Below are 26,902 nucleotides of genomic sequence, written 5' to 3' on the forward strand. Positions count from 1 at the left end.
CTAGTTTCTCGCGGCAGCCCTACTATGTGCCGCATGGCCCGACCGCGCAAGCCCCTCCTCAGCCGAGAACGCATCGTCGAGACGGCGCGCGCGCTCGTGGACGCCGAGGGGCTCGCGGCCGTCTCGACGCGCCGCCTCGCCGCGGAGCTCGGCGTCAGCGGGCCCTCCCTCTACAACCACTTCCGCACCAAGGACCAGATCCTGGAGGCGGTCGCCGACTCGGTGAGCGCACAGGTCGACCTGTCGATGTTCGAGCCCGACGACGCGCGGGACTGGCGCACGGCTCTGCACGACTGGGCGGTCTCCTACCGGGCGGCCCTCACCCTGCACCCCAACATCGTGCCGGTGCTCGCGCGCGGCCCCGGGCGCAGGCCGGCCGGACTGCGGCTCGCGGACGCGGTGTTCGGCGCGATGGTCGACGCGGGCTGGCCCGCCGCGCAGGCGACGTCGATCGGCGCGCTGATGCGGTACTTCGTGATGGGCTCCGCGATCGGCTCGTTCGCCGGGGGCTTCGTGGACGACGAGGCGGCGTACGACCCCGCCGACTACCCGCACCTCGGCCAGGCCCACCTGCTCGCCGACCGCCAGCAGGTCATCGACGAGCGGGCCTTCGAGGTGGGCCTGCGGGCGCTGCTCGACGGGCTGGCGCTGCAGTACGAGCAGGTGGCGGCGCGGGCCTGAGGGACCGGACGCCCGCGCGCGCCGGGGCCCGCGTCAGTCCGTGACGATGCGGTCCACGGCGGCCGCGACGAGGGCGTCGCGCTCGGCGTCGGTGAGGAAGTCGGGGAGGGTGAGCTGTTCGACGATGAGCCAGTTGAAGGCGAGGTAGAGGAGCTTGACGGCGGTGGCGTCGCCGGGCAGCCCCGACGCCTCGTGGTACGAGAGGTTCGACGCCAGGTCCGCCCGGACCCGCTCGGTCAGGACGGCGCGGAGCTCCGGGCGCCGGGTGGCCTCCAGACGGAGTTCGAGCAGCGCCAGATAACCCGTACGGAAACCGCTGACGCGGCCGACGACCTCCCGCATCAGCTCGACATAGGTCTCCTTGTCCGGCTTGGCGGCACGCTGCCGCTCGACCTCGGCGGGTTCGGGCGTCAGGCGCTCGTAGACCCGGGCGCCGGCCTGGGTGAGCAGGTCGTCGCGGTTGCCGAAGTAGTTGGACGCGGTCCCGGTGGGCACGCCCGCCTCGGTGTCCACGGCCCGGAAGGTCAGCCCGCGCGCACCTTCCCTGGCCAGCACCTCGATGGCGGCATCGACCAGAGCCGCCCGCCGCCCGTCGTTCCTGCGCACCATCGACACCACTCCATTCGCAGTACTACACACCTACCACTACAACATGAGTACTACAGCGGGAGTAACCGTCCGCGCAAGCCGACCCCCTACAGATGTACCCTGCATCCGTCTCGTCGGGCGGTACAAGCCGGACGGCAGAGGGACCTGGGGGTGGGTGGCCGTGGGGCACGCGATGGATGCGGTGGATGCCGGTGATTCGGTCGGCGGCGGGTCGAGGGGCGCGGCCGCGGGCGGGGAACGGACCGAGGCGGCGGTCCGCGTCCGGGTCTTCGCGGCACAGGTGCTGCGCGGCCAGGGCCAGGTCACCTTTCTGCCGAACGCCGCCACCGGCACCCTCTTCACCGCGGCGTTGTTCGCGGCGGGCTGGGAGTACGGGGTGTACGGGCTGGTCGGCACCGCCGTGGGGACGGCCACCGCGCGGCTCCTCGGCGTGGACCGGGGCCGTGTCTCGACCGGCCTCGAAGGCTTCAACGCCTGCCTGACGGCGCTCTGTTTCGCGGTCTTCCTCGGTGCGGCCCACCTGTCGACGGCGCTGCTCGCGGTCGCGGGCTGTGTGGTCGTGACGGTCGTGACGGCGGCCGTGGTCCGGGTGCTCGGCGTATGGGGCCTCCCCTCGCTCACCCTCCCGTACTGCCTGCTCGCCACGGCGGTGACCATCGCCGCGCCCGGCTTCGGACGGCTCTGGCACACCGGGCAGGGCGTCGCCGCCCTCCCGCTGCCCGCGTCGGGCACGACCTCCGTCGAGGCGGGCGAGCTCGCCCGGGGTTTCCTCGCCGGTTTCGCCCAGATCTTCTTCATGCCGCAGTGGTACGTGGGTGCCCTGCTGTTGCTCGGCTTCCTCGTCGCGGGGCCCCGCAGCGCCGCCGTCGCCTGTCTCGGCAACGCCGCGGGGATCGCCACCGCGTGGGCCCTCGGCGCGCCCGCGGCACGGATCGCCGACGGCACGATGGGCTACAACGCCGTGCTCGTCGCCCTCGCCCTGTGCGGCGTCTTCCTGCCGGCCCGCACGGCGACCCTCACGTACGCGCTCGTGGGAGCCGCCGCCGCGACGGCGCTCGGGCCCGCGGTCTCGGCCCTCTTCGCGCCGTCCGGCGGCCACGCCTTCACCTGGCCGTTCGTCCTGACGACGTTCGTGTTCCTCGCGGCGGCCAAGTCCTTCCCCCGGCTGACCGGTTCGGGCGACGGGGACTGACCGGGGACGGACATCGGTCAGAAGATGACCAGCGCCCGGCCGCCCTTGCCCGCCAGCATGTTCTCGAACGCCGCCGGGATGCCGTCGAGTCCGATGCGGTCGGTCACCAGGGCACCCAGGTCCAGGCGGCCCGCCCTCACGTGTTCCGCGAGGACCGGCAGGTCCACCGTCGGGTCGCAATTGCCGTACACGCAGCCCGACAGGGTCCTGCCCCAGTGGAAGAGCTCCAGGGCGTTGAACGTGACCTGCTGCTCCTTGCCGCCGATGCCGACGACCGTGGTGCGGCCACCGCGCCGCGTCGACTCCCAGGCCGTACGGATCGTCACCGCGCGGCCGACGCACTCCACCGCCACGTCGACGCCCTGGCCGCCGGTGAGCCCGCGGATGTCGCGGGCCGTCGTCTCCGAGGCGACCACGTAGTCCGTGGCGCCCGCCGTGCGGGCCAGCGCCTCCTTCTCCGGGGAGACGTCGACGGCGACGATCCGCCCGGCGCCCGCGATCCGCGCCGCCTGCAGCGTGGCGAGGCCCACCCCGCCGACGCCGAAGACCGCGACGCTCTCGCCCTCGCGGACCCGCGCCGAGTGGTGAACGGCGCCGTAGCCGGTCAGGACGGCGCAGCCGAGCAGGGCCGCGTCGGTGAGCGGGACTCCGTCCGGCACCGGCAGGACGCAGTCGGCGGCGACCACCGTCTCCTCGGCGAACGCGGCGACGTTCAGCCCGGGGTGGAGGTCGGTGCCGTCCGGGCGCCGGGCGTAGACGTCCGCGGCGCCCGCCAGGGCGTTGCCGCAGAGCCACACCTCGCCGAGGGAGCAGGCGTGGCAGCTGCCGCAGGACGGCGCCCAGTTGAGGACGACACCGGCGCCGGGCGCGACGTGCGTGACGCCCTCGCCGACGGAGACCACGGTGCCCGCCCCCTCGTGGCCGAGGACCGCGGGCACCGGCACCCGCATCGTGCCGTTGGACAGGGACAGGTCGGAGTGGCAGACCCCGGCGGCTGCGAGACGCACCCGGACCCGGCCGGGGCCGGGCTCCGGGAGGTCTATCTCCGCGATCTCCAGCGGGGAGCCGACGGCGGGCAGGATGGCGGCGCGGACCACGTTCACGTACTCCTCGGGTCGGGGCGGGATGGTGTCGAACGTACCGGTCAGAACTGCAGGGACTTGGTCTGGAGGTACTCGGTCAGGCCGTGCGAGCCCAGTTCGCGGCCGACGCCCGACTGCTTGTAGCCGCCGAAGGGGGCGAGGGGGTTGAAGCCGCCGCCGTTGATGTCGACCTGGCCGGTGTCCATGCGGCGGGCGAACGCGACGGCCTCCGTGTCGTCGGCCGCCCACACCGCGCCCGCGAGCCCGTACACGGTGCCGTTGGCGATGCGCAGGGCGTCGTCCTCGTCCTCGTACCGGATGACCGAGACCACCGGGCCGAAGATCTCCTCCTGGGCGATGGTCATCTCGGGCGTGACGTCGGCGAAGACGGTGGGCCGGACGTAGTACCCCTTGTCCTTGCCCTCGGGTGCCTCGGGTCCGCCCGCGACGATCCGGGCGCCTTCCTCGACGCCCTTCTCGATGTAGCCGCGCACGCGTTCCCGCTGCTTGGCGTTGACGACGGGGCCGATGCGGTCGCCGTACTTGGCGGCGGCGGCCGCGGCGAGCTCCACCGCCTCGTCGTACCGGTCGGTGTGGACCAGCATCCGTGTCCACGCGCTGCACGTCTGGCCGGAGTTGGACATGACGTTGGCGACGCCCACGTTGACGGCCTTGGCGAGGTCCGCGCTCGGCAGGATGACGTTGGCAGACTTGCCGCCGAGCTCCAGGGCGACGCGTTTGACGGCCGCGCCCGCGGTGGCGCCGATCCGCTTGCCGACCGCCGTCGACCCGGTGAACGAGACGAGGTCGACGCCCTCGTGCTCGGCGAGGGCCTGCCCGGCGACCGGGCCGAGGCCGGTGACGAGGTTGAACACGCCCGCGGGCACGCCCGCCTCGTCCACCGCCTCGGCGAAGAGCTGGGCGGTGAGGGGGGTGTCCTCGGCGGGCTTGAGGACAACGGTGCAGCCCGCGGCGAGCGCGGGGGCCACCTTGTTGACGATCTGGTGGAGGGGATAGTTCCAGGGCGTGATCGCGCCGACCACGCCGACCGGCTCCAGATAGACGGTGGAGTTGCCGACCCGCTCCTCGAAGGGGTGGGTCGCGGCGAGCTCGGCGTACGACCCGGAGACCAGGATCGGCACGCCCGCGTGCACGGCCTGCGAGAAGGGCAGCGGTGCGCCGAGCTCGGCGGTGACGGTCTCGGCGACCTCGTCCTTGCGGGCGACGAGGCGGTCGCGGAGCGCGCCGATCAGGGCGGCGCGTTCGGCGGGCGGGGTGGCGGCCCAGCCGGGCAGGGCGGCGCGGGCGGCACGGACCGCGGCGTCGACGTCCTCCGCGGTGCCGGCCGGGACCCGGCCGACGGGCTGCTCGTCGGCGGGGTTCAGGACCGTGATGGTGTCGGTGCCCGCGGCCGGCCGCCAGGCGCCGTCGATGTACATCCCGTCGTGGGCCTTCATGGCATTCCTCCAGGTGGACGACCGGTAGACGACCGCATACAAACTAGCGCTGATAGTTTTCCGGCACCAGGGGCATCTGGTGTCGGGAGCCCGGCTGTGCTGAGGTGCGGGGACGGCACACCTCTGTCCATGGCACACCTCTGTCCACGGCACGCCTCTGCCCGCCGCACGCCTCCGCCCACTACCCGCCTCAATGCACCAGCCGCCTCAGTCCACCGCACGGGCACGCCCGTGCCACACGTCCCTGGAGAGTGACCTTGCGCAATCTGACCTTCGTCGTCGGCACCGGCCGCAGCGGCTCCTCCGCCCTGTCCCGCATCCTCAACAGCCACCCCGACGTGCTCAGCCTGAACGAGTACATGGCCTCGGTCGGCGACACGGCCTTCCCCGAAGGCGTGCTGTCGGGCGCGGAGTTCTGGGAGGCCCTCCACCGCCCCACGCCGTACTTCGCGGGGATGCTCCGCAGCGGGGTGCCGATGCCGGAGTTCCTCTACACCCGCACGCACGGCGGCCGGTACGACCCGGAGACCACCGGCATCCCCGCCCTCTCCCTCATGGTGCTGCCGCACCTCACGGACGACCCCGACGGTCTGCTCGACGAGGTCCGCGCGGCGGTCGTGGAGTGGCCCGTCCGTGCCGCCGCGGCCCACCACGAGGCGCTCTTCGACCTCCTGGCCGCCCGCTTCGGCCGCTCCGCCGTCGTGGAGCGCTCCGGCTACTCGACGGGCTGGGTGCCGCGGCTGCGCGCCGCCTTCCCGTACGCGAAGTTCGTGCACCTCCACCGGGACGGGCCGGACTGCGCGCTGTCCATGAGCCGCCACTCCGGGTACCGCGTGATCACGCTGATGCGGGAGATCGCGGAGCGGGCGGGGGTCGAGAGCCTGGGCGACCTCACGGAGGAGCAGGTGCGCTCCCTGCCGCCGGAGCTCGCGCCGCTGCTCGGCGAGCGGTTCGACCCCGCGCTCGTGCGGGACCGCGACTTCCCGGTGCGGCCGTTCGGCGACCTGTGGTCCGAACTCGTCGTCCAGGGCGTGCGTTTCCTCGACGGCGTGCCGATGGGGCAGCGCATGACGCTCGGCTACGAGGACCTCTTGGACGCCCCGCAGGACGAACTCGCCCGACTCGCCGAGTTCGTCGGCGTCGACCCGGCCCCGGGCTGGCTGGAGAACGCGTGCGACCGCCTCGACCACGGTCGCCGGGGCTCCGCCCGGAAGCAGCTGACGGCCGCCGAGTACGACGCCCTGCGGGAGGCGTGTACGGGGGGCACTCGCGCCCTCCGCGAGACGTCGCACCATTCCGCTTGAGCACGGCGGCGGGTCCGGGCGGGGCACGCCCGGTGGCGGATTCCAGCTCGCGCCGAGCCCCGCTCCAGCTCGCCTTGAGGCCTCCGTCAGCTCTCCGACCAGCGATTTGTTCGCTCAGCGGACAGTGCGGGGTGCGTGGGCCGCGCCCGCGCCCCGGACCGTCCCGATCTGTTTTCCGGACACACCCCACCCATTCGGCCCGTATTCGATTTCAAAAACGTGAAAGTGGCATGACAAGGCGTCAACTCTCTTGCCCGGGGCGGGTGGAGCGGCCACGCTACTGATCGCGACGGGAGCGGCACCCCACCGCTCCCTTCTGTGTGTGCGATTCCGCGCGCACCCCCCACAGTCGCGTCGCCCTACCCGGGCACGCCGCCTATGAGGAGGACTCCCTCGTAATGGCCATGCTTCGCAGCAAGAAGACTGTGATCGCCGCCGCGATCTCGACCGCCGCCGCCGTCCTCGGTGCGGTCACCGCCCTGCCCGCCCAGGCCACGCCCGCCGAGGGCCGTGTGATCGCGGCGGGTTCCGCCGACGCGATCAAGGGCAGCTACCTCGTCACGCTGAAGGAGAGCTCCGGCCTCAAGGCCGCCACGAGCGAGGGCAAGGGCCTCATAGCCGAGTACGGCGGCTCGGTGCAGAAGACGTTCAAGTCCGCGCTCAACGGCTACTCCGTGAAGCTGAGCGCCGCGGAGGCGCGCAGACTCGCCGCCGACCCCGCGGTCGCCTCGGTCGAGCAGAACCAGAGACTCCACGTCGATGCGACCCAGTCCAACGCCCCCTGGGGCCTGGACCGCATCGACCAGACGAGGCTGCCGCTGTCCGGCACCTACACCTACCCGGACAGCGCCGGGACCGGCGTCACCGCGTACGTCATCGACACCGGTGTCCGCATCTCGCACTCCGAGATCAGCGGCCGCGCGGTGAACGGCTACGACGCGGTCGACGGCGACAACACCGCCCAGGACGGCAACGGCCACGGCACGCACGTCGCCACGACCATCGCGGGCAAGACGTACGGCGTCGCGAAGAAGGCCAGGATCGTGGCCGTCCGCGTCCTCGACAACAACGGCTCCGGCACCACCGCCGGTGTCGTCGCGGGCATCGACTGGGTGACGAGCAACCACGCCGCGGGCGCCCCGGCCGTGGCCAACATGTCGCTCGGCGGCGGCGCGTCCACCACGCTCGACAACGCGGTGAAGCGGTCCATCGCCGACGGCGTCACCTACGCGGTCGCGGCGGGCAACTCCAACACCAACGCCTCCACCACCTCCCCGGCCCGCGTGCCGGAGGCCGTCACCGTGGGCGCCACCAGCAACACGGACGCCCGCGCGAGCTTCTCCAACTACGGCTCGGTCCTGGACATCTTCGCGCCCGGCGTGAACATCAAGGCGGGCTGGCACACCGGCGACACGGCGACCAACACCATCTCCGGTACGTCGATGGCCGCCCCGCACGTCGCGGGCGCCGCCGCCGTCTACCTGGCGGGCCACACCTCGGCCACCCCGGCGCAGGTCGCCTCGGCGCTCGTGAATGGTGCCACGCCGAGCGTGGTGACCAGCCCCGGCTCGGGTTCGCCGAACAGGCTGCTCAAGATCGTCCAGTAACTCGCTGCCCGGCACGGCCATGAGTGCCCCGGGGGTCTTCCGCGCCCCCGGGGCGCTTCCGTGCGCCGAGGCCCGCCGCCGCGAACAGCAGCCCGCCCAGCATCACGAACGGCGCCGCCACGCCCGCGACCCCCGCGATCAGGCCCGCCGCGGCGGGCGCCGCGACCTGCCCGAGCCGGTTGCCGGTGAGCCGCAGCGCGAGCGCCGTGGAGCGCGCGCCGTCCGGTGCCGCCTGGACGACGGTCGTCATGGACAGCGGCTGGCCGACGCCGAGACAGAAGCCGAGCACCGCGAGCGCGAGCGCGAGGCCCCACACCGGCAGGGGCAACGCGATGCCCGCGCAGAGCAGCCCGGCGACGAGGCAGGTGGTGGTCAGCAGCGCCGTCCTGCCCAGGAGCCGGATCAGGGGCGTCATCACGAGCCGGCAGGCGATGGTCGCCGCCGCCCGCAGTGACAGGAGCAGCCCCACCGTGGCGGGCGCGATGCCCCGGTGCTCGCCGACGACCGGCAGGTACGCGGTGAGGATGTCCGTCGCGGAGAGCACGGCGAGGCTGACGAAGATGCCCGCGGGCACACCGCGGGTGCGCAGGATGCCGAGGACCGGCACGCGCTCGGCACGCACGGGGGCCAAGGACGTCGGCCGCTTGTGCTCGATGCGCCACAGCGAGGCGAGGGAGACCGCGCCGACCGCCGCCGCCACGAGCAGGGCGAGCGCACTCGTACGGTCCATGTCGCCGCCGATCAGCGCACCGGCGGCGATCGGCCCGATCAGCTGGCCGAGAGAGGCCCCGATGGTGAAGTGGCCGAAGTTGCGGTCCTGTTCGGCGGGTGCGGACTGCCGGGCGACGATCGACTGCGCGCCGATCACGAAGCAGAGGTGCCCGAGCCCCATGACACCGCTCCAGGCCGCCATCGCGGTGAGCGAGCCCGCGACGCCGCTGAGGGCGCAGCCTCCGGAGATGAGGACGACGCCGACGGGCAGCAGCGGCGCGCACCGCCCGTCGTCCGTCCTGCGCCCGAGCGGTACGGCGGCGAAGAGCGGCAGCAGCGCGTACACGCCCGCGATGACGCCGATGGCCCGCTCGTCGGCGCCGAGGGCGAGGGCCCGGTAGGAGACGGCGGGCCGCGCCATCGACACCGCCCCCTGCGCGAAGCTGAAGGCGATGACGAGACGGAGCAGCCAGCCCCTGCCACCGGGCCCGGATGTCGCGTGGGGCATCAGATGATGCCGAAGAGGATTCCGGCGCCGAGCACCACCAGTGAGGTGAGCACGGCCCACTTGACGGTAAACCTGGTGTGGTCGCCGAACTCCACCTTGGCCATGCCGACCAGGACGTACACGGCGGGCACGAGCGGGCTCGACATGTGCAGGGCCTGACCGGCGATGGAGGCGCGGGCGATCTCCAGGGTGCCGACGCCGTGCGCCTGGCCCGCTTCGGCGAGGACGGGCAGGACGCCGAAGTAGAAGCCGTCGTTGGACATGAAGTAGGTGAGCGGGATGGAGAGCAGCCCGGTGACCAGGCCCATCTGCGGTCCCATGCCGTCGGGGATGGCGTCGACGAGCCAGTCGGCCATGTGGTCGACCATGCCGGTGCCCTGGAGCACACCGGTGAAGACGGCGGCCGCGAAGACCATGCCGGTGACGTTGAGGACGTTCTCGGCGTGGGCTCCGATGCGGGCCTTCTGGTCGGGCATGTGCGGGAAGTTGACGGTGAGGGCGAGCGCGGCACCGAGCAGGAAGAGGACCGGGATCGGCAGCCACTCCATGATCATGGCGGTGAGCAGGAGGACGGTGAGGGCGGCGTTGAACCAGTAGAGCTTGGGGCGCAGAGTGGGACGGCCGGGGTCGAGCCCCTGGAATCCGTCGTCGTCACCGTCGCTTCCGCTGTCGCTCTCGGGTGCGTCCGCGCCGTCGCCCACGCCCCCGGTGGTCTTCTTCGTGAGGGACGTACGGCCGTCGCCGTCACCGCCCGCGCCGACGAGGACCGTCTCGTCGGCCGTCTCCTTCTCCAGGACCTCGTCCAGCGAGAGGATGCCGAGCCGCTTGCGCTCACGCAGACCCAGGGCGTACGCGAGGAGGAAGACGGCGACGAGACCCATGGCGAGCGCCGGGATCATCGGGACGAAGATGCCGGCGGCGTCGACCTTGAGCGCCGTCGCGGCGCGGGCGGTCGGGCCGCCCCAGGGCAGCGTGTTCATGACGCCGTTGGCGGTCGCGGCGACACCCGTCATCACGACGAGGCTCATCTTGAGGCGCTTGTACAGCGGATACATCGCCGAGACCGTGATCATGAAGGTCGTCGAGCCGTCGCCGTCGAGGGAGACGATCGCGGCGAGCACGGCGGTGCCGACCACGATGCGCACGGGGTCGGCCTTGCAGAAGCGCAGGATGCCCCGGACGATCGGGTCGAAGAGGCCGACGTCGATCATGACGCCGAAGTACACGATGGCGAACATGAGCATGGCCGCCGTGGGCGCGAGATTGCCGACGCCTTCGAGGACGTAGTCCCCGAGATGGGCTCCCTTTCCTACGAACACGCAGAAGAGCGCGGGGATCAGCACCAGTGCCGCGATCGGCGACATCTTCTTCATCATGATCAGCACCAGGAAGGTGGCGATCATGACGAATCCGAGGATTGTCAGCATGGGGGCTACCTAACGTTCACCATCGAACTCCCACCAGGTCTGGCGGTCCGGTCGACGTTAGGACCCGCCATCAACCGTTAACAAGATGTTGACGCGCGAGCAATAAGCGCAAAACTCCTGGTCACGGGCGGGGTCACGGGCGTGCGCCGGAAGGGCCTCGCCCGTGCCTTCAGTCCAGGGACCGCGCGAAGTAGGCGTGCAGGAGGATCCGTGCCTCGTCGATGAGCGCCGGGTCTCCCGCAGGGGCGGCGCGGAAGGCGAGCTGGAGGACCGCGTCGACCACTTCGACGCCGACGAGGATGGTGCGGCGCAGTGCGTCGTCCAGCGGGCGGTTCAGGTGGAGGGCGAGCAGGGCGGCGACCCGGTCGGCGACCTGCGAGTTGGCGTCCGGCATCGCGTCCGGCGCGGAGGGGACGCCGAAGTCGACGAGGCCGAAGCCGGGGACGGTGCGCATCATCACCAGGTACTCGTCGAAGGCCGCGTCGACGGCGCCGCGCCAGTCGCCGTGTTCGACGCCGGTCACACGGGCGGCCACCCGTTCCGCGTACGCGTCGAGGTTGCGGTGGGCCAGCGCGTCCGTGAGCGCCCTCTTGTTGCCGAAGAAGCGGTAGACCGAGCCGATGGGGACGCCGGCGCGCTGGGCGACGGCGCGGGTGGTGAGGCCGTCGTAACCGGTCTCGTCCAGGACTGCGGCGCAGGCGTCGAGGATGCGTGTCAGACGCTCCGCGCTGCGTTCCTGCACGGGGAGGCGGCGCATGGAGGACGGGGGCCGGGAGCCATCGGGGCGGGAGCCCTCGGGGCGCGCGCCCTGGGGCGGGGCCTGCGGGGCGTCGTGGGGCGGCTTCGGGTGGGGCATTCCGGGAGAGTAGAGCATCACTCACCTTGCCGCTTCCTCTTCGCTTCCTCTTGCGGAAGGAAAAAGTGAATCCTACGGTGTCCCATAGGAATCACTCATGAGGGAGCGGTGTGATGATCGGGGACCACGCAGACGACGCGGGCCGAACGGACGCGGGCGACGCCCGCAAGATCGCCGAAGGGCTGGCCTACCTCTCCGGCTTCGGCAACGAACACAGCTCCGAAGCCGTGCCCGGCGCCCTGCCGCACGGCCGGAACTCCCCTCAGCGCGCACCCCTCGGTCTCTACGCCGAGCAGCTGAGCGGCAGCGCCTTCACCGAGCCCCGCGCGCACAACCGCCGCTCGTGGCTGTACCGCATCCGTCCCTCGGCCGCGCACCCGCAGTTCACGCGCACCGACAACGGCGCGCTCCGCACGGCCCCGTTCAACGAGTCGGTGCCCGACCCGAACCGGCTGCGCTGGAACCCCCTCCCCGAGCCCGCGCCCGGCACGGACTTCCTGGCGGGCCTGTGGACGCTGGGCGGCAACGGCGACGCGACGCAGCGCACCGGTATGGGCATCCACCTGTACCACGCCAACTCCTCGATGCGGGAACGGGTGTTCAGCGACGCCGACGGCGAACTGCTGATCGTGCCCGAGCGCGGCGGGCTGCTCCTGCGCACCGAGTTCGGGCTGCTGCACGCCGAGCCGGGCGAGGTCGCGCTGATCCCGCGCGGTGTCCGCTTCCGCGTGGAGCTCCTCGACGCGAGCGCCCGCGGGTACGTGTGCGAGAACTACGGTGCCCCGTTCCAGCTCCCCGACCTCGGCCCGATCGGGGCCAACGGGCTGGCCAACGCGCGCGACTTCCGGGCGCCCGTCGCGGCGTACGAGGACGTCGAGGGCCCGGTGGAGGTGGTGAACAAGTTCTGCGGCAACCTGTGGCGCGCCACGTACGACCACTCACCGCTCGACGTGGTCGCCTGGCACGGCAACCACGTCCCGTACGTCTACGACCTGCACCGCTTCAACGTCATCGGCTCGATCAGCTACGACCACCCGGACCCGTCGATCTTCACCGTGCTCACCTCGCCGTCCGACACCCCGGGCCTCGCGGGCGTCGACTTCGTGGTGTTCGCGCCGCGCTGGCTGGTGGGCGAGGACACGTTCCGTCCGCCGTACTTCCACCGGAACGTGATGAGCGAGTACATGGGCCTGATCGAGGGTGCGTACGACGCGAAGGCGGAAGGCTTTGTGCCGGGCGGCGGCTCGCTGCACAACATGATGTCGGCGCACGGCCCGGACCGTGAGACGTTCGAGAAGGCGTCCGCAGCCGAGCTGAAGCCGCAGAAGATCGACGACGGTCTCGCCTTCATGTTCGAGACGCGGTGGCCGGTGACGGCGACGGAGCAGGCGGCCGGGGCGTCCCACCTGCAGCGCGGTTACGACGACGTGTGGCAGGGTCTGGAGCGTCACTTCCGCAACTGACGCGACGCCACCTGATTCGGAGAGATTGTGACCGCTTTCGCCCCGGACTCGATCGTCCTGAATCGGAAGCTGCCGCTCTGGTATCAGGTGTCGCAGTCCTTGCGCGCCTCGATACTCGGCCGCTCCCCCGACGCCCCGCTCCGGCTGCCCACCGAGGAGCAGTTGGCGGGGCATTACGGGGTGAGCGTGCTGACCATGCGGCAGGCGCTCAAGGAGCTGGAGGACGAGGGGCTGATCACCCGCCACCGACGGCGGGGCACCTTCATCGAGCCGAGCGCGCGGCGCGGCGCCCCCGTCCGCCTGCTCGGCTCGGTCGACGCGATCGTGGCGCAGCAGTCGGGCATGACGACCCGGCTCCTCGACCACGGCGCCGCCCCGCCCCCCGCCGACCTCGCCGGGCACTTCCCGGGTTCGGCGGAGGTGGCGACGTACCACCGGCTGCGCTGCGACGAGAAGACGGGCGAGCCCACCAACCACGCCCGCAACTACATCCGGCCCGAACTGGCGTCCCGCATCGACCTGGACGACCTCGTGCGCTGGCCCATGACGAAGGTTCTGCGCGATGTGGTGGGCGTCCGCATCAGCCGCATCACGGACACCGTCGAGGCCACGCTCGCCGACCCGGAGACCGCGCGGCTCCTCGAAGTGCCGCTGCTCAGCCCGATCCTGCACTACACCGGCGTCACGTACGACGAGGACGGCCGCACGCTGGACGTGGCCCGCATCCACTACCGCGGCGACCGCTTCTCGTTCTCGGTCACGCTCGACGCGACGTGACGGGACCGGGCGGGCACGTCGTACGATGCCGGGCGTGACGCACGACGAAGCGCCGCTGCTCGCGGACCTCATGCCGTGGTCCGTCGCACCGCTCCGGCCGGGCCGCGGGTGGCCGATGGGCCCGGATCCGGCTTCCCTGCGGGCCCGTTGGAACGCCTTCGTCCGCGCCGAGGGACCGGACCGCGAGGCCCTCTTCCGCCCCACCCGCGCGCGCACCCTGCACACCGCGGTCGCCCAGCTGCCCGGCCACGGCGGCGGAACGGGCCGCCTGGCCAGGGAGTCGGGGCCCTGCCCCGAGCCCGTGCGCGTCCTGCACGGCCCCTTCGACGAGCAGTGGCTGATCCCCGACCACCGCCTCATCGACGTCGCACGCCCCGAACTGTGGCGGGTGGCGGGCGAGGGCCAGCTCTTCGCGGTCGAGCAGGGCTACGTTCCCGGAGCGGCGGGCCCCGCCGTCCTCGCGTCCGGTGTCCTGCCGGACGGCCGCTCCCCGGCCGGACGCCCGGGGCGGATACGCCCCCTGTTCCGGCGCCCCGGAGGCCGGGAGCCCAACGTGGCCCCGGGCCTGCTCACCCACCTCGCGGACGTCCTCGGCGGCCAGGAGGTCACCGCGCGCGACCTGCTGGCCTGGGTCCTCGCCGCCGGTACCGGCTCGGCGGCGGGCTGCCGGGTGCCGCTCACCCGCGACGCCGACGTGTGGACGCGGGGCGTGGAGCTCGGCGGGCGGCTGCTCTGGCTGCAGCTGCGCGGCAACGGCGAACGCCCGAAACTGCCCGGCGGCCGCAGGCCGTACGTCCGGGCCCCGCTGCCCGCCCGGCCCACCGGCCTGTCGTACGACGCCGACGAGGCGATCCTGTACGTCGGCGACGAGGGCGTCATCTCACCGGTGCCGCGGGAGGCGTGGGAGTACGAGGTGAGCGGGGTGCGTGTCGTCGAGCGCTGGTTCGCGCTGCGCACGGAGGCGGGCGAGACGGGCACGCTGGAGGCGATCCGCCCCACGACGTGGCCCCAGACGTGGACGTCCGAGCTCCTCGAACTCATCACGGTGCTGGCGCTGCTGGCCGAACTCGCCCCCCGGCGGACGGAACTGGCGGCATCCCTGGGAGCCGTGGTCACCGGGGCCGAGCTGCACGACGCGGGCGTCCTGCCCGTACCCGGCTCCGCCCGCCGTCCCGCGTCCGTCCTCGACCACCACGAAGAGGGCCCGGACGGCCAGTTCGCCCTGCTCTAGCGCCGGGTCTCAGCCCTCCGGGCGGAACGAGTCGAGGAGTCTGCGCAGCGCCCGCTCGAAGCTCTCGTCGGCGTCGCCGGGCGGCGGCGCCTGCGCCACCATCCCCGCGAGCCGCGGATACGCCCCGCCCGCCAGCTGCCCCGCCAGGTAGGCGGACCGGACCTCCTGCTCCTGCTCCGGTGACCAGGGCAGACCCCTGGTGCGCTCGGCCACGGCGATCTCGTTGGCCACGGACGTCATCGCCGTGCCGTTGACCATGGCGATGAGCTCCATCTTCGTGCCGTAGGGCGCGTCGAGGCGGTCCAGGACGCCGAGGCAGTGCTCCAGGTAGCGCAGCGCGTTCGGGCTGGAGCCGTAGACCGTCGACATCACGCGCACGAGCCACGGGTGCCGGTGCAGGATGGCCCGGGTCTGCCGGCCGAGGCCGAGCATCCCTGCGTACCAGTCGCCGCCCACGGCCTCCTCGGCCAGCTCGTACTCGCCGCTGACCGCGTCGACCATCAGCTCGTACAGGTCCTCCTTGCGCGGCACGTAGTTGTACAGCGACATCGTGCCGCAGCCCAGCTCGCCCGCCACCCGCCGCATGGACACCGCGTCGATGCCGTCCGCGTCGGCGATGCGGACGGCCGCCGCCGCGATGTCGGCCCTGCTGTGCGCGGGCTTGGGGCCGCGGCCCGCACGCTCGGGGCGCGCCCAGATCACTTCGGGAGTGGCCGCTCGGCCCGCCATTGATCATCACCTCGCCCACCATGTTAGTTACGTACAGCGTACGTAGTGAGGTACGGTGCGATGCATGACTTCTACGTACGCTGTACTTAGTGAGGGTCTGGCGAAGCGCTTCGGCTCCGGCGAGAGCGCCGTCAGCGCGCTGCGCGGCCTTGACCTGGCCATCCCGCGAGGCACCGTCTGCGGGCTCCTCGGACCCAACGGCGCGGGCAAGACCACGGCGGTGCGGGTCCTGACGACGCTGCTGATGCCGGATGCCGGGACCGCCCGGGTGGCGGGGCACGACGTGGTGCGGGACGCGGCTGCGGTGCGTCGGCACATCGGCGTGATCGGCCAGTACGCGTCGGTCGACGGTGACCTGACGGGCCGCGAGAACCTGCGCCTCTTCGCCCGGCTCCTCCGGGCGCCGCGCGGGCGCGCCGACGAACTCCTGGAGCGGTTCGGGCTCACCGGGGCGGCGGAGCGACCCGCGCGCACGTACTCGGGCGGCATGCGGCGCCGTCTCGACCTCGCGGTCGGTCTGATCACCCGGCCCGCCGTGCTCTTCCTCGACGAGCCCACCACGGGCCTGGACCCGCACAGCAGGAACGCCATCTGGGAGTCCGTGCGGAAGCTGGCCGGTGAGGGCACGACGGTGCTCCTGACGACCCAGTACCTGGAGGAGGCCGACCAGTTGGCCGACGACATCGTGCTGATCGACGGCGGCCGCGCGGCACACCGCGGCACTCCCGCCGAGCTGAAGGCCCAGATCGGGAGTTACGCGGAGGTCGTCGTCGCGGAGGACGCGGCACTGCCCGCGGCGGCGGTGGTCCTGGACCAGCTGACGGGGGCGGAGCCCATGCTCGACGCGGAGACCCGCACGGCCGGAGTGGTCGCCCTCGACCCCGCGCTCACGCTCCCGCGCCTCGTCCGCGAACTGGACGCGGCCGGGGTGCCCGTCGTCGACGTACGCCTGCGGCGACCCTCACTGGACGACGTCTTCCTGCGTCTCATCGCCTGAACCGGCCCCGCGGCCGCCCCTCGGAACCCGACTCCCGACGTTCGACTCCCGACCCCCGGAGGTCTCCCCCATGAGCGCCATCCTCCACGACGGCACCGCCATGCTCGGCCGGCACCTGCAGCGCGTCCGGCACGCGCCCGCGATCCTCGTCATGACCCAGACGATGCCCATCGTCTTCCTGCTCTTCTTCGGCTATGTCTTCGGCAGCGCCCTCGCGATGCCCGGCTCCGACTACCGGGCCTTCCTGGTGCCGGGGATGCTCGTCGCGACCGCCGCGAACGGCGTCATGACAGGAATGTTCACCGCCGCCCAGGACACCCACCGCGGCGTCATGGACCGGCTGCGGACGCTGCCGATGAGCAGGGCGGCCGTGCCGCTGGGGCAGGCGCTCGCCGATCTGGTGACGACCGCCGCCGGGCTCGTGCCGCTGGTGCTCGTCGGGCTCGCCATGGGGTGGCGGATCGAGGGCGGGCCGGTCGCCGCGGCGGGCGCGTTCGGGCTTCTGCTGCTCTTCCGGTACGCCACCGCCTGGGTCGGCATCCTGCTGGGTCTCGTCTCGCAGAGCGAGGAGGCGGCGGGCCAGCTGGGGAGCGCGACGTTCATGCTGCCGCTGCTCTCGAACGCGTACATCCCGACCGACGGGCTGCCGTCCTGGCTGCGTCTCGTCGCCGAGTGGAATCCGATCAGCGCGGTGGCGACGGCGGTGCGCGACCTGTTCGGCAACGCGCCGGTCCCGGCGGACGCGGCCTGGCCGGTGGCGCATCCGGTGGCGGGAGCAATCCTGTGGTCGCTCGCGCTGCTCGCGGTGTGCGTACCGCTCGCCGTCCGGCGCTACGCGCGCGGCCCCCGCTGACCCGGGGACAGGGGACCGACATGGCAAAACCGCACCGACCGGGGGGAGTTTGGGCGATGCGGCCCAGCGGTCGATGCGGTTCTGGCTGAAACTCGTCGGTTTGACGGATGCACGCGGCACGGGTGATGCGTGCGGGGGTGGTGGGTGGCTACGGGGCGGAGCGGAGTGGGGGGGAAAGATCCGCCGCGGAGCGGCGGTTCAGTCCCGGGGACCACCCGCGGTCAGCGTCCGCCGAACAGCGAACGCCGCAACCGGCGCAGCGGCGCGAAGAGCGAGACACGGCTCACTCGGGCACCCCTGCTGCTGCGGGCGTGCGCGGCGTCACGTGAGGTCAGCTCACGCATCAGCAGCGTCGCCTCGTGTGCCTCGCGCTGCGGGACGGCGGGACCGCCCAGCACCGAGAGGTGACGGTCGAGACGCGAACTGCTCGCGCTGCTGCCACAAGTGATCGCAGGGACACGCGCCCTGCTGCGCACTGTTATCTGTTCCATGTCACTCCCCACCCGTACGAGGGCACCCGGCCCAGGGCAGGTTAACCCTATCGCCCCATCGGTACACGCGTGTATCCCGGTCACAGGATTCACCTACCCCATAAGGAGGTTGACGATTACTCTCCGAATCCAACTGATTCCAGGGCGAGTTGGACAAAGGGTCCGACAGTGGGTCGGAGGGAGTCCGATCGCCCCTCCTGAGCGGGCGCTGCGCGGTCGTCCCGCGCCCGTCGGCGGAACGGGACGTGGGCTATCTCACGTGCGGTTCACGCCTCTTGCGGCGCGCCGCCGATGACGGATCCGGGGACAAGGGACCGGTTCGGGCACGCACACCCGTCGGGGCCCGCTCGGGGCGTTCGGCGTACGGCAGCCCGCCCCCGTTCCCGCGGGGCGGGCGGCGCCGGGGCGGAGGCCGCGCACGCCAGGCGTACGGCGGGCCGCCCGCCCCCTCGGCCCCCGCGTCCCTCTCGGCCCTGCGCTCAAGGAGGCCTCACAGGACGGTCTCCAGACAGTCCCGCAGCCGCAGCAGCCCGTCGCGCATCCGGGTCTTGACCGTGCCGAGCGGCACGGACAGGCGGTGGGCCACCTCGCGGTAGGTGCAGCCGTCGTAATAGGCGAGCACGACCGCCTGACGTTGCAGGTCGGTGAGGCTGCCGAGGCAGCCGCGCACCCACTCGCGCTCCAGGCCCGCCTCGACCGCCTCGGCGACCTGGTCGAAGGCGGGCCCCTCGCCGCGCCGTGCCGCGCGTGCCTCCCGCTCGATCGCGGCCCGTACGCTGCGCACCCGGTCCACCGCCCTGCGGTGCGCCAGCGTGAGGATCCACGGCAGGGCGCGGCCGCGCGCCGGGTCGAACCGGGGAGCGGAGCGCCAGAGTTCGACGAGCACTTCCTGGGTCACCTCCTCGGACTGCGCGTGGTCGCGCAGGACTCTGCGCACGAGGCCGAACACCTGCGCCGACACCAGCCCGTAGAGCTCCTCGAACGCCTCCTGGTCTCCTTCCGCGACCCTCGTCAGCAGTTCGTCCGCCTTCATTTGTTCCCCCGTCCCCCGACGCCCGGCGGCCGCTCGTGCGGCTGCCCGGCATTCGGCGCGGGGGCCTCGGCGGATGGAAATCCGCGCCAATCCGCCGGTGCGGCGGCCCCGAATGGCCTGTGTCAGTCGACCCGTGCGCACCAGTCGGCCGGGTCGGGCCAGGTTCACCGGACACGCAAGGACGGATGCGATGACAGCACATGCCAGGAGCCCGCAGGGGCGTCGCGGCCTCGCCGCGCTGGTCTGCGGCGCGCTCGCCGCCGGGGGGCTCGCAGCCGCCGGGGTGAGTGCGCTGGAGCCGGGCTCCGCGCGGGCCTCCAGCCACCGGGAGGCCCCGCTGATCTCGGGGCAGCCGCAGTACGACAACACGGACGTGTACGCGTTCGTCAGCCCCGACAAGCCGGACACCACGACCCTCGTGGCGAACTGGACCCCGTTCGAGGAGCCCGCGGGCGGACCCAACTTCTACCCCTTCCCTGATGACGCCCAGTACGACATCCACATCGACAGCGACGGGGACGCGCAGGGCGATCTGATCTACCGCTGGACGTTCGACAGCAAGGTCAGGAACGGCAACACGTTCCTGTACAACACGGGACAGGTGACCAGCCTCGACGACCCCGACCTCAACTTCACGCAGACGTACGACATCGACCTGCTGAAGCTGAAGGACCAGAAGGTCGTCTCCACCAAGAAGGTCGCGAACAACCTGCCGGTCGCGCCGTCGCGGGTGGGCGACGCGTCCATGCCCGACTACAAGAAGCTCCGCGACCAGGCGGTGCGGAAGGTCGCCGGCGGCGGCACGTCGTACGTCGGGCAGGCCGACGACCCGTTCTTCCTCGATCTGCAGGTGTTCGACTCGCTGTACGGCGGTGACCTCTCGCAGGTCGGTGACGACACCCTCAAGGGGTACAGCGTGAACTCGGTGGCGCTGCAGGTCCCGACCGCCGACATACGCCAGTCGGAGAAGCAGCCGGTCGTCGGCGTCTGGTCGACGACCCAGCGCAAGAACGCCAAGGGCGACTACACGCAGGTGTCGCGGCTCGGCAGCCCGCTGGTCGACGAACTCGTGGTGCCGCTGCGCGACAAGGACAAGTTCAACGCGTCCTCGCCGTGGAACGACGCGGACTTCCTGCAGTACGTGCAGAAGCCCGAACTGGCGAGGCTCCTGGAGAAGGTCTACGGCATCAAGGCGCCGGCCGAGCCGAGGAAGGACCTGGTCTCCGTCTTCCTGACCGGCGTGAAGGACCTCAACCAGCCGCCGAACGTACGGCCCGCGGAGGCTCTGCGGCTCAACACCTCCATCAAGCCGTCGGCCGACCCGAAGCGGCTCGGCGTCCTCGACGGGGACAACGCGGGGTTCCCGAACGGGCGGCGGCTCGCCGACGACGTCGTCGACATCGAGCTGCAGGCCGTCGCGGGTGAACTCGTGGGCAACAAGAACGACCTGGGCGACGCGGTGGACGCGAACGACATGGCGTTCGGCAAGACCTTCCCGTACCTGGCGCTGCCCACGTCGCCGACGCACGCGCCGGCGGCCAAGGGCGGCGGCGACAACACCTCGATGCGCGGCGCGCTCGGGGGCGGCGCGAAGGTCCGGGCGCCGTCGGTGTCCGACGGGTCCGGCGGATCCGACGCGGTGCTGATCGCCTCCGCGGCGGCCGGCGCCGCGGGTGTGCTCCTCGTCGGGCTCGGGCTCACGTGGTGGCGGGCGCGGAGGCGGGGGGCCGGCGGGGCCTTCTGAGCCCCTCCGGGGCCCTCCCGGGCCTCCTTCCCGCTCCTCCCTCCCCGAACGGGCGCGGTCCGCACCTGATCCCCGTGCGGACCGCGCCTCTTCCCTCTTTCGCTTCTCCCGAACGATTGGTTCTCTCCATGGCACGCATCTCCGTACGGAGCGCCGTGGCCGTCGTCGCGCTGGCTCTCGCGCTCACCTCGGGCGCCGTCGTCGTCAGCGGCGGTGGCGACGAGGGGGCTGGGCGGTCGACGCCCGCCGCGGTCGGGCCCGCCGCGCCGCTCGACGGTCTGCGCGGCGGCGACCTGGACCGGGGCGTGGAGGCGCTCAGGACCAGGCTGCGCGAGCAGCCGAAGGACTTCGCGTCCTGGGCCACGCTCGGCACGGCCTACGTCGAACAGGCCCGCACCCGCGGCGACCCGGCCCTCTACCGCGCCGCCGACCGCGCCCTGGACCGCTCCCTCCGGCTGCGCCCCGGATACGACGCGGCGCTCGCGGGGCGCGCCGCCGTCGCCGCCGCCCGGCACGACTTCCGCGGCGCCCTGCGCCACGCCGAGGCCGCCCTCGCCGAGAACCCGTACGGCGAACGGGCCCTTGCCACCCGTATCGACGCCCTCGTCGAACTCGGGCGCTACGACGCGGCGTCCCGCGCGGCCGACGAGGCGGACGCGCGACGGCCCGGCGTCCCCGTCTTCACGCGGTACGCGTACGTGCGCGAGCTGCGTGGCGACACCGCGACCGCGCGGCGTGTCCTGGAGCGGGCGCTCGACGGGGCGACCGCGCCCGGCGACGTCGCGTACGTGGCGACCGCGCTCGGCCAACTGGCCTGGCGGCAGGGCGAGTACAAGGCAGCGCTGCGGCACTGCGGAGCCGCGCTGCGGGCGGACTCCACGTACCTGCCGGCCCTGGAGTGCCGGGCCAGGGCGCGGGCCGCGCGGGGCGGGACGGCCGCGGCGGTGGCCGGGCTGCGCGACGTCGTCGGACGGCAGCCGCTGCCGGGGCCTCTCGTCGCGCTCGGCGAGCTGTACGAGGCCGGGGGCGACCTGACGCGGGCCCGTGAGCAGTACCGCCTCGTGGACGCGTGGGCCGCGCTGGCCCGGGCGAACGGGGTCGACCCGGACCTCGACACGGCGCTCGCCTCCGCCGACCACGGGGACGAGGCGGAGGCGCTGCGGGCGGCGCGCGCCGCGTGGGAGCGGCGCAGGACGGTCCACACGGCGGACGCGCTCGCGTGGGCGCTGCACGTGAACGGCAGGGACGAGGAGGCTCTGCGGTACGCGCGGCGCGCGACGGCCACAGGGTTCGAGGAGGCGGCGTTCCGCTACCACCGCGGGATGATCGAACGGGCCGTCGGGGACGAGACGGCGGCGCGCAGATCGCTGACGTCGGCGCTGCGCCTGAACCCCGGTTTCTCGCCGGTGGGTGCGCGCGAGGCGCGGGAGGCGCTGCGGTCGCTCGGGGGTGACGTGCCGTGAGGCGCCCGGGGAGCCAGGTGGCCCTGGGTGTCTGGGCCGGTGTGGTGCTCGGGGTGGGTGTCGCGCTCGGCGGCCTCGGTGGCACGGCGCACGCGCATCCGCTGGGCAACTTCACCGTCAGTCGGTACGACGGACTCGTCGCCGGGCCGGGACGCCTGACGGTCGACCACGTGGAGGATCTGGCCGAGATCCCCGCCGCGCAGGCCGCGCCCCGCATCCGTGAGGCGGGCCGGGCCGCCTGGGCCCGGCAGCGCTGCCGGGACGCGGCCGACGACGCCCGCCTCACCGTCGCGGGGCGCGACACGGAGCTGACCGTGGGCGCCGCGCGGGCCCTCGATCGGCCGGGACAGGCGGGCCTCGGCACCCTCCGCGTCGAATGCGCCTTCACCGCTCCCCTGCCGCGGAACGACGGAGTGAGCGTCGAGTTCCGCAGCGGCGGGCGGGACGGCACCGGCTGGCGTGAGGTCACCGCCCGCGGCGACCGGATGACCCTCACCCGCTCCGACGTGCCGCAAAGGTCCGCGTCGGGGCGGCTCACCCGCTACCCGAAGCGGCTGTTGTCCGCCCCGCCGGGCACCGCGTCCGCGTCGCTGCGGATCACGCCGGGCGGCCCCGCCCTCCCGGACGCCCGCCCCGGGGAGAGGGAGAGCGGCGTGGCCTCCGTGCTGCCCCGTGGTGCCGACCGGTGGGCGCAGGCCCTCACCGGCCTCGTCGGCCGGCATCCGCTCACCCCGGCCTTCGCGGCGCTCGCCCTCGGCACCGCCGCGCTCCTCGGCGCCCTGCACGCGCTCGCGCCGGGCCACGGCAAGACCCTCATGGCCGCCACCGCTGCGGCCCGCGGCCGTGCCTCCGTAGGCGACGTGCTGCCGCTCGCCGCGTCCGTGACCGTCACGCACACCCTGGGCGTGCTCGCCCTCGGTCTGCTGGTGAGCGGGGGCTCCGCCGCGGGCCCGTCGGTGGTCGCCTGGCTCGGCGTGGTCAGCGGGGTGCTCGTCACGGGTGCGGGGGTGCTGCTCGTACGCAGGGCGTGGCGGCGGCGCGGGACGGGCCACGGGCACGGGCACACCCACGAGCACGGTCACACGCACCATCACGACCACGGCCACCACCACTCCCCCGGCACCGGGCTGCGCGGCACGCTCTTCCTCGGTTTCGCCGGAGGGCTCGTGCCGAGTCCGTCCGCCGTCGTCGTGCTGGTCGGCGCCGCCGCGCTCGGGGAGGCGTGGTTCGGGCTGCTGCTCGTGGTCGCGTACGGGGTGGGGCTCGCGGGCACGCTGACGGCCGCCGGGTTCCTCGTCGTGCGCGTGGGGTCGTTCGCGGGGCGGCGCGTGGGCCCTGAGTGGGTGCGCCGGGGAGCGCGGCGGTTCCTGCCGCTCGGTTCGGCCTGCGTGGTTCTCGTTCTTGGGTGCGGATTGGTGTTCAAGGGGGCTGCAACGGCGCTCGGTTGAGCTAGTTTTGTGGAGAATCGCACCGCTGCGGATGGGGGGGGCGCCCGTGAGCCGGCCAGAGCGCGTGATCGCCGGGCGGTACCGCCTCCTTGCCCCGTTGGGCGAGGGCGGCATGGGTACCGTGTGGCGTGCCAGGGACGAGGTGCTCGGCCGCGAGGTGGCCGTCAAGGAAGTGCGTGCCCCCGCCGGGCTCCCGGCGCCCGATGTGGACCGGCTGTACGTGCGCCTCGAGCGGGAGGCCTGGGCCGCCGCCCGCATCCCGCACCGGAACGTGGTGACGGTCTACGACGTCGCGAGCGAGCACGGCCGCCCCTGGATCGTCATGGAGCTGGTGCGCGGCCTGTCGCTCTCCGACGTGCTGGAGGCCGAGGGCGCGCTGACCCCGCAGCGGACCGCCGAGATCGGCGCCGAGATCCTCGGCGCCCTGCGCGCCGCGCACGACGCCGGTGTCCTGCACCGCGACGTGAAGCCCGGCAACGTACTGATCGCGAACGACGGCCGTGTCGTCCTGACGGACTTCGGGATCGCGCTCGTCGAGGGGAGTTCGCAGCTGACGATGACCGGAGAGGTCGTCGGGTCGCCCGAATTCCTCGCTCCGGAGCGGGCGTTGGGGCAGCGGCCGGGGCCCGCGTCCGACCTGTGGTCGCTCGGTGTGCTGCTGTACGCCGCGGTGGAGGGCAGCTCGCCGTTCCGTCAGGACACCCCGCTGAGCACGTTGCGCGCGGTGGTCGACGAGGAGCTGCCGCCCGCCAGCCACGCCGGACCCCTCACGTCGGTGATCGAGGGGCTGCTCCGGAAGGACCCGGACGAGCGGATGTCCGCCGCCGAGGCCGAGCGCGATCTGCGGATCGTGGCCGGGGGCGGCACCCCGCGCACGGAGGCGGCGTTCCCGTACCTGCCGACGACCACGGCCGGACGGCCGCCCTCGGAGCCGTCACCGCCCGTGCCCTACCCCGTTCCGCCGCCGGGTCCTGCCACGGTCGTCGGCACCCCTGCGGACGAACCGCGCAGGGACCGCCGGGCGAAGGCCGCCCTGGTGGCGGGGCTCGTCGCGCTGGCGCTGGCTCTCGGCGGGATCACGTACGCCCTGATCGGCCGGGACGACGACGGCGGCGGCAACGGCGGCTCCGAGGGGAGCCGGAACACCGGCGCGGGGACGACCGGGTCCACCGGCGACAACGACGGGGGAGGGTCGGGCGGGTCCACGGGCGGGAAGGACGACGGCGGCTCCACGGGCGGCAGCGGAGGCAGCGGCGGGAACAGCGGAAGCGGCGGCGGCAGCGGCGGCAGCACCGGGAACAACGGCGGTGGCGACGGCGGCACCACCAAGCCGCCCGCCCAGAGCGTGAAGGTGCACGTCGTGGGCGCCCACACGCAGTACGAGGGGGCGTGCCCACCGGCGGCCGGTCAGGCGCCGGCGTTCACCGCGACGTTCACCGTGGGGCGCGTCCCCGCCACCGTCGAGTACCGCTGGGTCACGGCGTCCGGCGAGTCGGGCGATCCGGGCTGGAAGACGCTGTCCTTCTCCTCGGGCGGCGGGAAGACCCGGCAGGTGAACCACGTGGAGACCGCGTACGACCAGGACGGCGGGACGTATCAGAACTCGGTCCACGTCCAGGTGCGCAAGCCGGTGTCGGCGACGTCGAACTCGGTCGCGTACACGGTGACGTGCGAGGAGGAGACCCCGACGGGCGGGGCCTCCTACACGCCGAACGGGTAGGTGGGGCCGGGCGGGGGGTCAGGCCGCCGCGGTGAACACGGGGAGGTAGCCACCGGACTGGCCGGCGGCGGTGGGGTGGTAGGACTCGCCGATGTTGGTCCAGTTCACGCTGTGCAGCCACGGGCTGCCCGAGCAGATCTCGTGCCCGGAGAAGGCCGACGTGACGTTGCCGAAGGCGAAGCCGTGGTCGGCGGCGCGCTTGGCGGTGGCCGTGTTGAGGTAGTCGGACGCGTCGTTGATGGCGGCCCGCTCGCGCTCGGAGAGGCCGGCGAGACAGCTGCCGTTCAGCTTGTAGAAGCGGGGGTAGCCGAGGACGACGACGCGGGCGGAGGGTGCCTTCGCGCTGATCGCGTCGTACACCTTGTCGAGGTTGCCGGGGAGCGTGGAGTCCACGTACTGGCGGGCCTGGTTGATACGTGCGATGCAGTTGCTCTCGGACTGCAGGACGCAGGTGGTCATGACGTCGGCGAAGCCCGCGTCGTTGCCGCCGACGGAGATCGAGACGAGTCCGGTGCCGCTGCCGAGCGGGCCCAGCTGGTTCGCCAGAACATCACCCGTACGAGCACCCGAGCACGCCGTGAAGTTGAAGCTGGAGGGTGAGTGGGCCTTCGCCCACAGTGCGGGGTAGGCGCGGGTGCTGCGCTTGCAGTTGCCGCTTCCGCTGTCGTAGCTGCCCGCGCCGACACCCGAGGAGTAGGAGTCGCCGAGGGCCACGTAACCGGTGGCCGCGGCCTTCTGGGCGGTCGCCTGGTCCGCGTGGGCCGCTGCCGCGCCGGTGAGCGCGAAGGCGGCCGCGAGGAGGAGCGAGGACATGTATGCCGTGATTCGGGACAATTTCATGGAACCTCCCTTAGCAGGATTTCTGCCTCGACCGTGGTAGCACCGCTCCCCCGGCCGCCGATAGTGTCCATGTCAATGAATTCCTCAACAATTCCCTTGCCCACGTGGGAAGTTCATCTACCGCTCACGGGTGTGGCGGGGAACATCTGCACACCTCCTCCGCATCTTGACGGGCCGCCGGAGGCTGCGCGACATTGAGGCCCGGCATCCGGTGCGTCGGGGGGCAAAGTCACCAATGCAGACCATCAGGATCAAGGCCGCGCCCGCAGACACAGGGCAACAGGCCGGACGGGGCGCGGAGAAGGCCCCGCAACCGGTGCAGGATCTGCTGCCGCTGCTCGCCGGGGCGGCCGTCGCCGTGGGCGGCGTCGGCGCGGTGCTCGCGCTCGTCGACCTGGGTTCGCCGCTGCGCGCCCCCTTCACCCTCTTCTTCCTGCTCGCCGCGCCGGGCGCCGCCATCGGCACCGCGCTGCGCGCCCTCACACCGTGGGGCCGGGCGGTGGTCGCCGTGTCCGGGGCGCTGGCCGTCAACCTGCTCGTCGCGCAGGGCATGCTGGCGCTGCACGTGTGGTCGATGCGCGGGGGCGTCGTCGCGGTCGCGGCGCTCAGCTCGCTCATCGCCCTGCCGAGCGCAGCACGGCGGCTGCGCCACCGCGGGGCGAAGTGGTGGACCTGCTGA

The 26,902-nt window shown here is 72.9% G+C and carries 24 protein-coding genes; 14 read left to right on the top strand and 10 right to left on the bottom strand.

Features of this window, described 5'->3' with window-relative positions:
* Positions 1-33: 33 nt before the first annotated feature.
* Positions 34-681 carry a TetR/AcrR family transcriptional regulator gene (locus tag DEJ47_RS07220; protein ID WP_150166047.1) on the top strand — a complete coding sequence of 216 codons (648 nt, stop codon included), beginning with the start codon at positions 34-36 and terminating at the stop codon, positions 679-681.
* A gap of 33 nt (positions 682-714) precedes the next feature.
* Here the strand turns inward: DEJ47_RS07220 and DEJ47_RS07225 are convergent, their stop codons facing one another.
* Positions 715-1,290, bottom strand: a complete 576-nt coding sequence (locus DEJ47_RS07225; protein WP_150166049.1) for a TetR/AcrR family transcriptional regulator — start codon at positions 1,288-1,290, stop codon at positions 715-717.
* 172 nt (positions 1,291-1,462) lie between these two features.
* On the opposite strand from DEJ47_RS07225, the gene DEJ47_RS07230 reads away from it, so the two are divergent.
* Complete coding sequence (locus tag DEJ47_RS07230) at positions 1,463-2,482, top strand: urea transporter (protein WP_150166051.1); 1,020 nt, start codon at positions 1,463-1,465, stop codon at positions 2,480-2,482.
* 17 nt (positions 2,483-2,499) lie between these two features.
* Here DEJ47_RS07230 and DEJ47_RS07235 read toward each other — a convergent pair whose 3' ends face one another.
* Together DEJ47_RS07235 and DEJ47_RS07240 are read right to left on the bottom strand one after the other, a co-directional pair.
* Complete coding sequence (locus DEJ47_RS07235) at positions 2,500-3,579, bottom strand: Zn-dependent alcohol dehydrogenase (protein WP_150175477.1); 1,080 nt, start codon at positions 3,577-3,579, stop codon at positions 2,500-2,502.
* A gap of 47 nt (positions 3,580-3,626) precedes the next feature.
* Positions 3,627-5,021 carry an aldehyde dehydrogenase family protein gene (locus DEJ47_RS07240; RefSeq protein ID WP_150166053.1) on the bottom strand — a complete coding sequence of 465 codons (1,395 nt, stop codon included), beginning with the start codon at positions 5,019-5,021 and terminating at the stop codon, positions 3,627-3,629.
* Between the two features lie 251 nt (positions 5,022-5,272).
* Here DEJ47_RS07240 and DEJ47_RS07245 point away from each other — a divergent pair, with 251 nt between their 5' ends.
* Together DEJ47_RS07245 and DEJ47_RS07250 are read left to right on the top strand one after the other, a co-directional pair.
* Positions 5,273-6,325, top strand: a complete 1,053-nt coding sequence (locus DEJ47_RS07245) for a sulfotransferase family protein (RefSeq protein ID WP_223828260.1) — start codon at positions 5,273-5,275, stop codon at positions 6,323-6,325.
* Positions 6,326-6,723: 398 nt separating this feature from the next.
* The gene (locus DEJ47_RS07250) at positions 6,724-7,932 is read left to right on the top strand and encodes a S8 family peptidase (protein ID WP_150166057.1); all 1,209 of its coding nucleotides are present in this window, start codon (positions 6,724-6,726) and stop codon (positions 7,930-7,932) included.
* On the opposite strand, the gene DEJ47_RS07255 is transcribed toward DEJ47_RS07250, so the two are convergent.
* The 3 genes from DEJ47_RS07255 to DEJ47_RS07265 form a co-directional block, all read right to left on the bottom strand.
* A complete protein-coding gene (locus tag DEJ47_RS07255) occupies positions 7,916-9,151 on the bottom strand; it encodes an MFS transporter (RefSeq protein ID WP_150166059.1) in 1,236 nt (411 codons plus the stop codon). The genes DEJ47_RS07250 and DEJ47_RS07255 overlap by 17 nt on opposite strands.
* Positions 9,151-10,578, bottom strand: coding sequence for a CitMHS family transporter (locus tag DEJ47_RS07260; protein ID WP_150166061.1), 1,428 nt, complete (start codon positions 10,576-10,578; stop codon positions 9,151-9,153). The genes DEJ47_RS07255 and DEJ47_RS07260 overlap by 1 nt, the downstream gene beginning before the upstream one ends.
* A 169-nt stretch (positions 10,579-10,747) precedes the next feature.
* Entirely contained in the window at positions 10,748-11,335 is a 588-nt protein-coding gene (locus DEJ47_RS07265) for a TetR/AcrR family transcriptional regulator (RefSeq protein ID WP_223828675.1), read from the bottom strand.
* 212 nt (positions 11,336-11,547) lie between these two features.
* On the opposite strand from DEJ47_RS07265, the gene hmgA reads away from it, so the two are divergent.
* The 3 genes from hmgA to DEJ47_RS07280 are packed head-to-tail and all read left to right on the top strand — an operon-like array spanning position 11,548 to position 14,905.
* Positions 11,548-12,897: a homogentisate 1,2-dioxygenase gene (hmgA, locus tag DEJ47_RS07270; protein WP_150166065.1), complete on the top strand. Its 1,350-nt coding sequence runs from the start codon at positions 11,548-11,550 to the stop codon at positions 12,895-12,897.
* A gap of 27 nt (positions 12,898-12,924) precedes the next feature.
* Positions 12,925-13,674, top strand: coding sequence for a GntR family transcriptional regulator (locus DEJ47_RS07275; protein WP_150166067.1), 750 nt, complete (start codon positions 12,925-12,927; stop codon positions 13,672-13,674).
* A 25-nt stretch (positions 13,675-13,699) separates the two neighbouring features.
* Positions 13,700-14,905, top strand: coding sequence for a type ISP restriction/modification enzyme (locus DEJ47_RS07280; protein WP_190415312.1), 1,206 nt, complete (start codon positions 13,700-13,702; stop codon positions 14,903-14,905).
* A gap of 9 nt (positions 14,906-14,914) precedes the next feature.
* Here the strand turns inward: DEJ47_RS07280 and DEJ47_RS07285 are convergent, their stop codons facing one another.
* Positions 14,915-15,634: a TetR/AcrR family transcriptional regulator gene (locus DEJ47_RS07285; protein WP_150166071.1), complete on the bottom strand. Its 720-nt coding sequence runs from the start codon at positions 15,632-15,634 to the stop codon at positions 14,915-14,917.
* 64 nt (positions 15,635-15,698) lie between these two features.
* Here DEJ47_RS07285 and DEJ47_RS07290 point away from each other — a divergent pair, with 64 nt between their 5' ends.
* The gene (locus tag DEJ47_RS07290) at positions 15,699-16,631 is read left to right on the top strand and encodes an ATP-binding cassette domain-containing protein (RefSeq protein WP_150166073.1); all 933 of its coding nucleotides are present in this window, start codon (positions 15,699-15,701) and stop codon (positions 16,629-16,631) included.
* Positions 16,632-16,701: 70 nt separating this feature from the next.
* Positions 16,702-17,484 carry an ABC transporter permease gene (locus tag DEJ47_RS07295; protein WP_150166076.1) on the top strand — a complete coding sequence of 261 codons (783 nt, stop codon included), beginning with the start codon at positions 16,702-16,704 and terminating at the stop codon, positions 17,482-17,484.
* 221 nt (positions 17,485-17,705) lie between these two features.
* Here the strand turns inward: DEJ47_RS07295 and DEJ47_RS07300 are convergent, their stop codons facing one another.
* The gene (locus tag DEJ47_RS07300; RefSeq protein WP_150166078.1) at positions 17,706-17,975 is read right to left on the bottom strand and encodes a hypothetical protein; all 270 of its coding nucleotides are present in this window, start codon (positions 17,973-17,975) and stop codon (positions 17,706-17,708) included.
* Between the two features lie 490 nt (positions 17,976-18,465).
* On the bottom strand, positions 18,466-19,089 hold the full coding sequence (gene sigK, locus DEJ47_RS07305) for an ECF RNA polymerase sigma factor SigK (RefSeq protein WP_398338808.1): 624 nt from the start codon (positions 19,087-19,089) through the stop codon (positions 18,466-18,468).
* 109 nt (positions 19,090-19,198) lie between these two features.
* Here sigK and DEJ47_RS07310 point away from each other — a divergent pair, with 109 nt between their 5' ends.
* The 4 genes from DEJ47_RS07310 (at position 19,199) to DEJ47_RS07325 (ending at position 25,383) form a co-directional block, all read left to right on the top strand.
* Entirely contained in the window at positions 19,199-20,752 is a 1,554-nt protein-coding gene (locus tag DEJ47_RS07310; RefSeq protein WP_150166082.1) for a DUF4331 domain-containing protein, read from the top strand.
* A 128-nt stretch (positions 20,753-20,880) separates the two neighbouring features.
* Positions 20,881-22,215, top strand: coding sequence for a tetratricopeptide repeat protein (locus DEJ47_RS36345; protein ID WP_190415314.1), 1,335 nt, complete (start codon positions 20,881-20,883; stop codon positions 22,213-22,215).
* Positions 22,216-22,256: 41 nt separating this feature from the next.
* Complete coding sequence (locus DEJ47_RS07320; RefSeq protein WP_223828677.1) at positions 22,257-23,663, top strand: nickel transporter; 1,407 nt, start codon at positions 22,257-22,259, stop codon at positions 23,661-23,663.
* A 31-nt stretch (positions 23,664-23,694) separates the two neighbouring features.
* Positions 23,695-25,383, top strand: coding sequence for a serine/threonine-protein kinase (locus DEJ47_RS07325; protein WP_150166085.1), 1,689 nt, complete (start codon positions 23,695-23,697; stop codon positions 25,381-25,383).
* An 18-nt stretch (positions 25,384-25,401) separates the two neighbouring features.
* Here DEJ47_RS07325 and DEJ47_RS07330 read toward each other — a convergent pair whose 3' ends face one another.
* Entirely contained in the window at positions 25,402-26,223 is an 822-nt protein-coding gene (locus DEJ47_RS07330) for an SGNH/GDSL hydrolase family protein (RefSeq protein ID WP_150166087.1), read from the bottom strand.
* 235 nt (positions 26,224-26,458) lie between these two features.
* Here DEJ47_RS07330 and DEJ47_RS07335 point away from each other — a divergent pair, with 235 nt between their 5' ends.
* Entirely contained in the window at positions 26,459-26,902 is a 444-nt protein-coding gene (locus DEJ47_RS07335) for a DUF1616 domain-containing protein (RefSeq protein WP_223828261.1), read from the top strand.

The sequence above is a fragment of the Streptomyces venezuelae genome, from assembly GCF_008642355.1.
GTDB classification, from domain to species: Bacteria; Actinomycetota; Actinomycetes; order Streptomycetales; family Streptomycetaceae; genus Streptomyces; species Streptomyces venezuelae_B.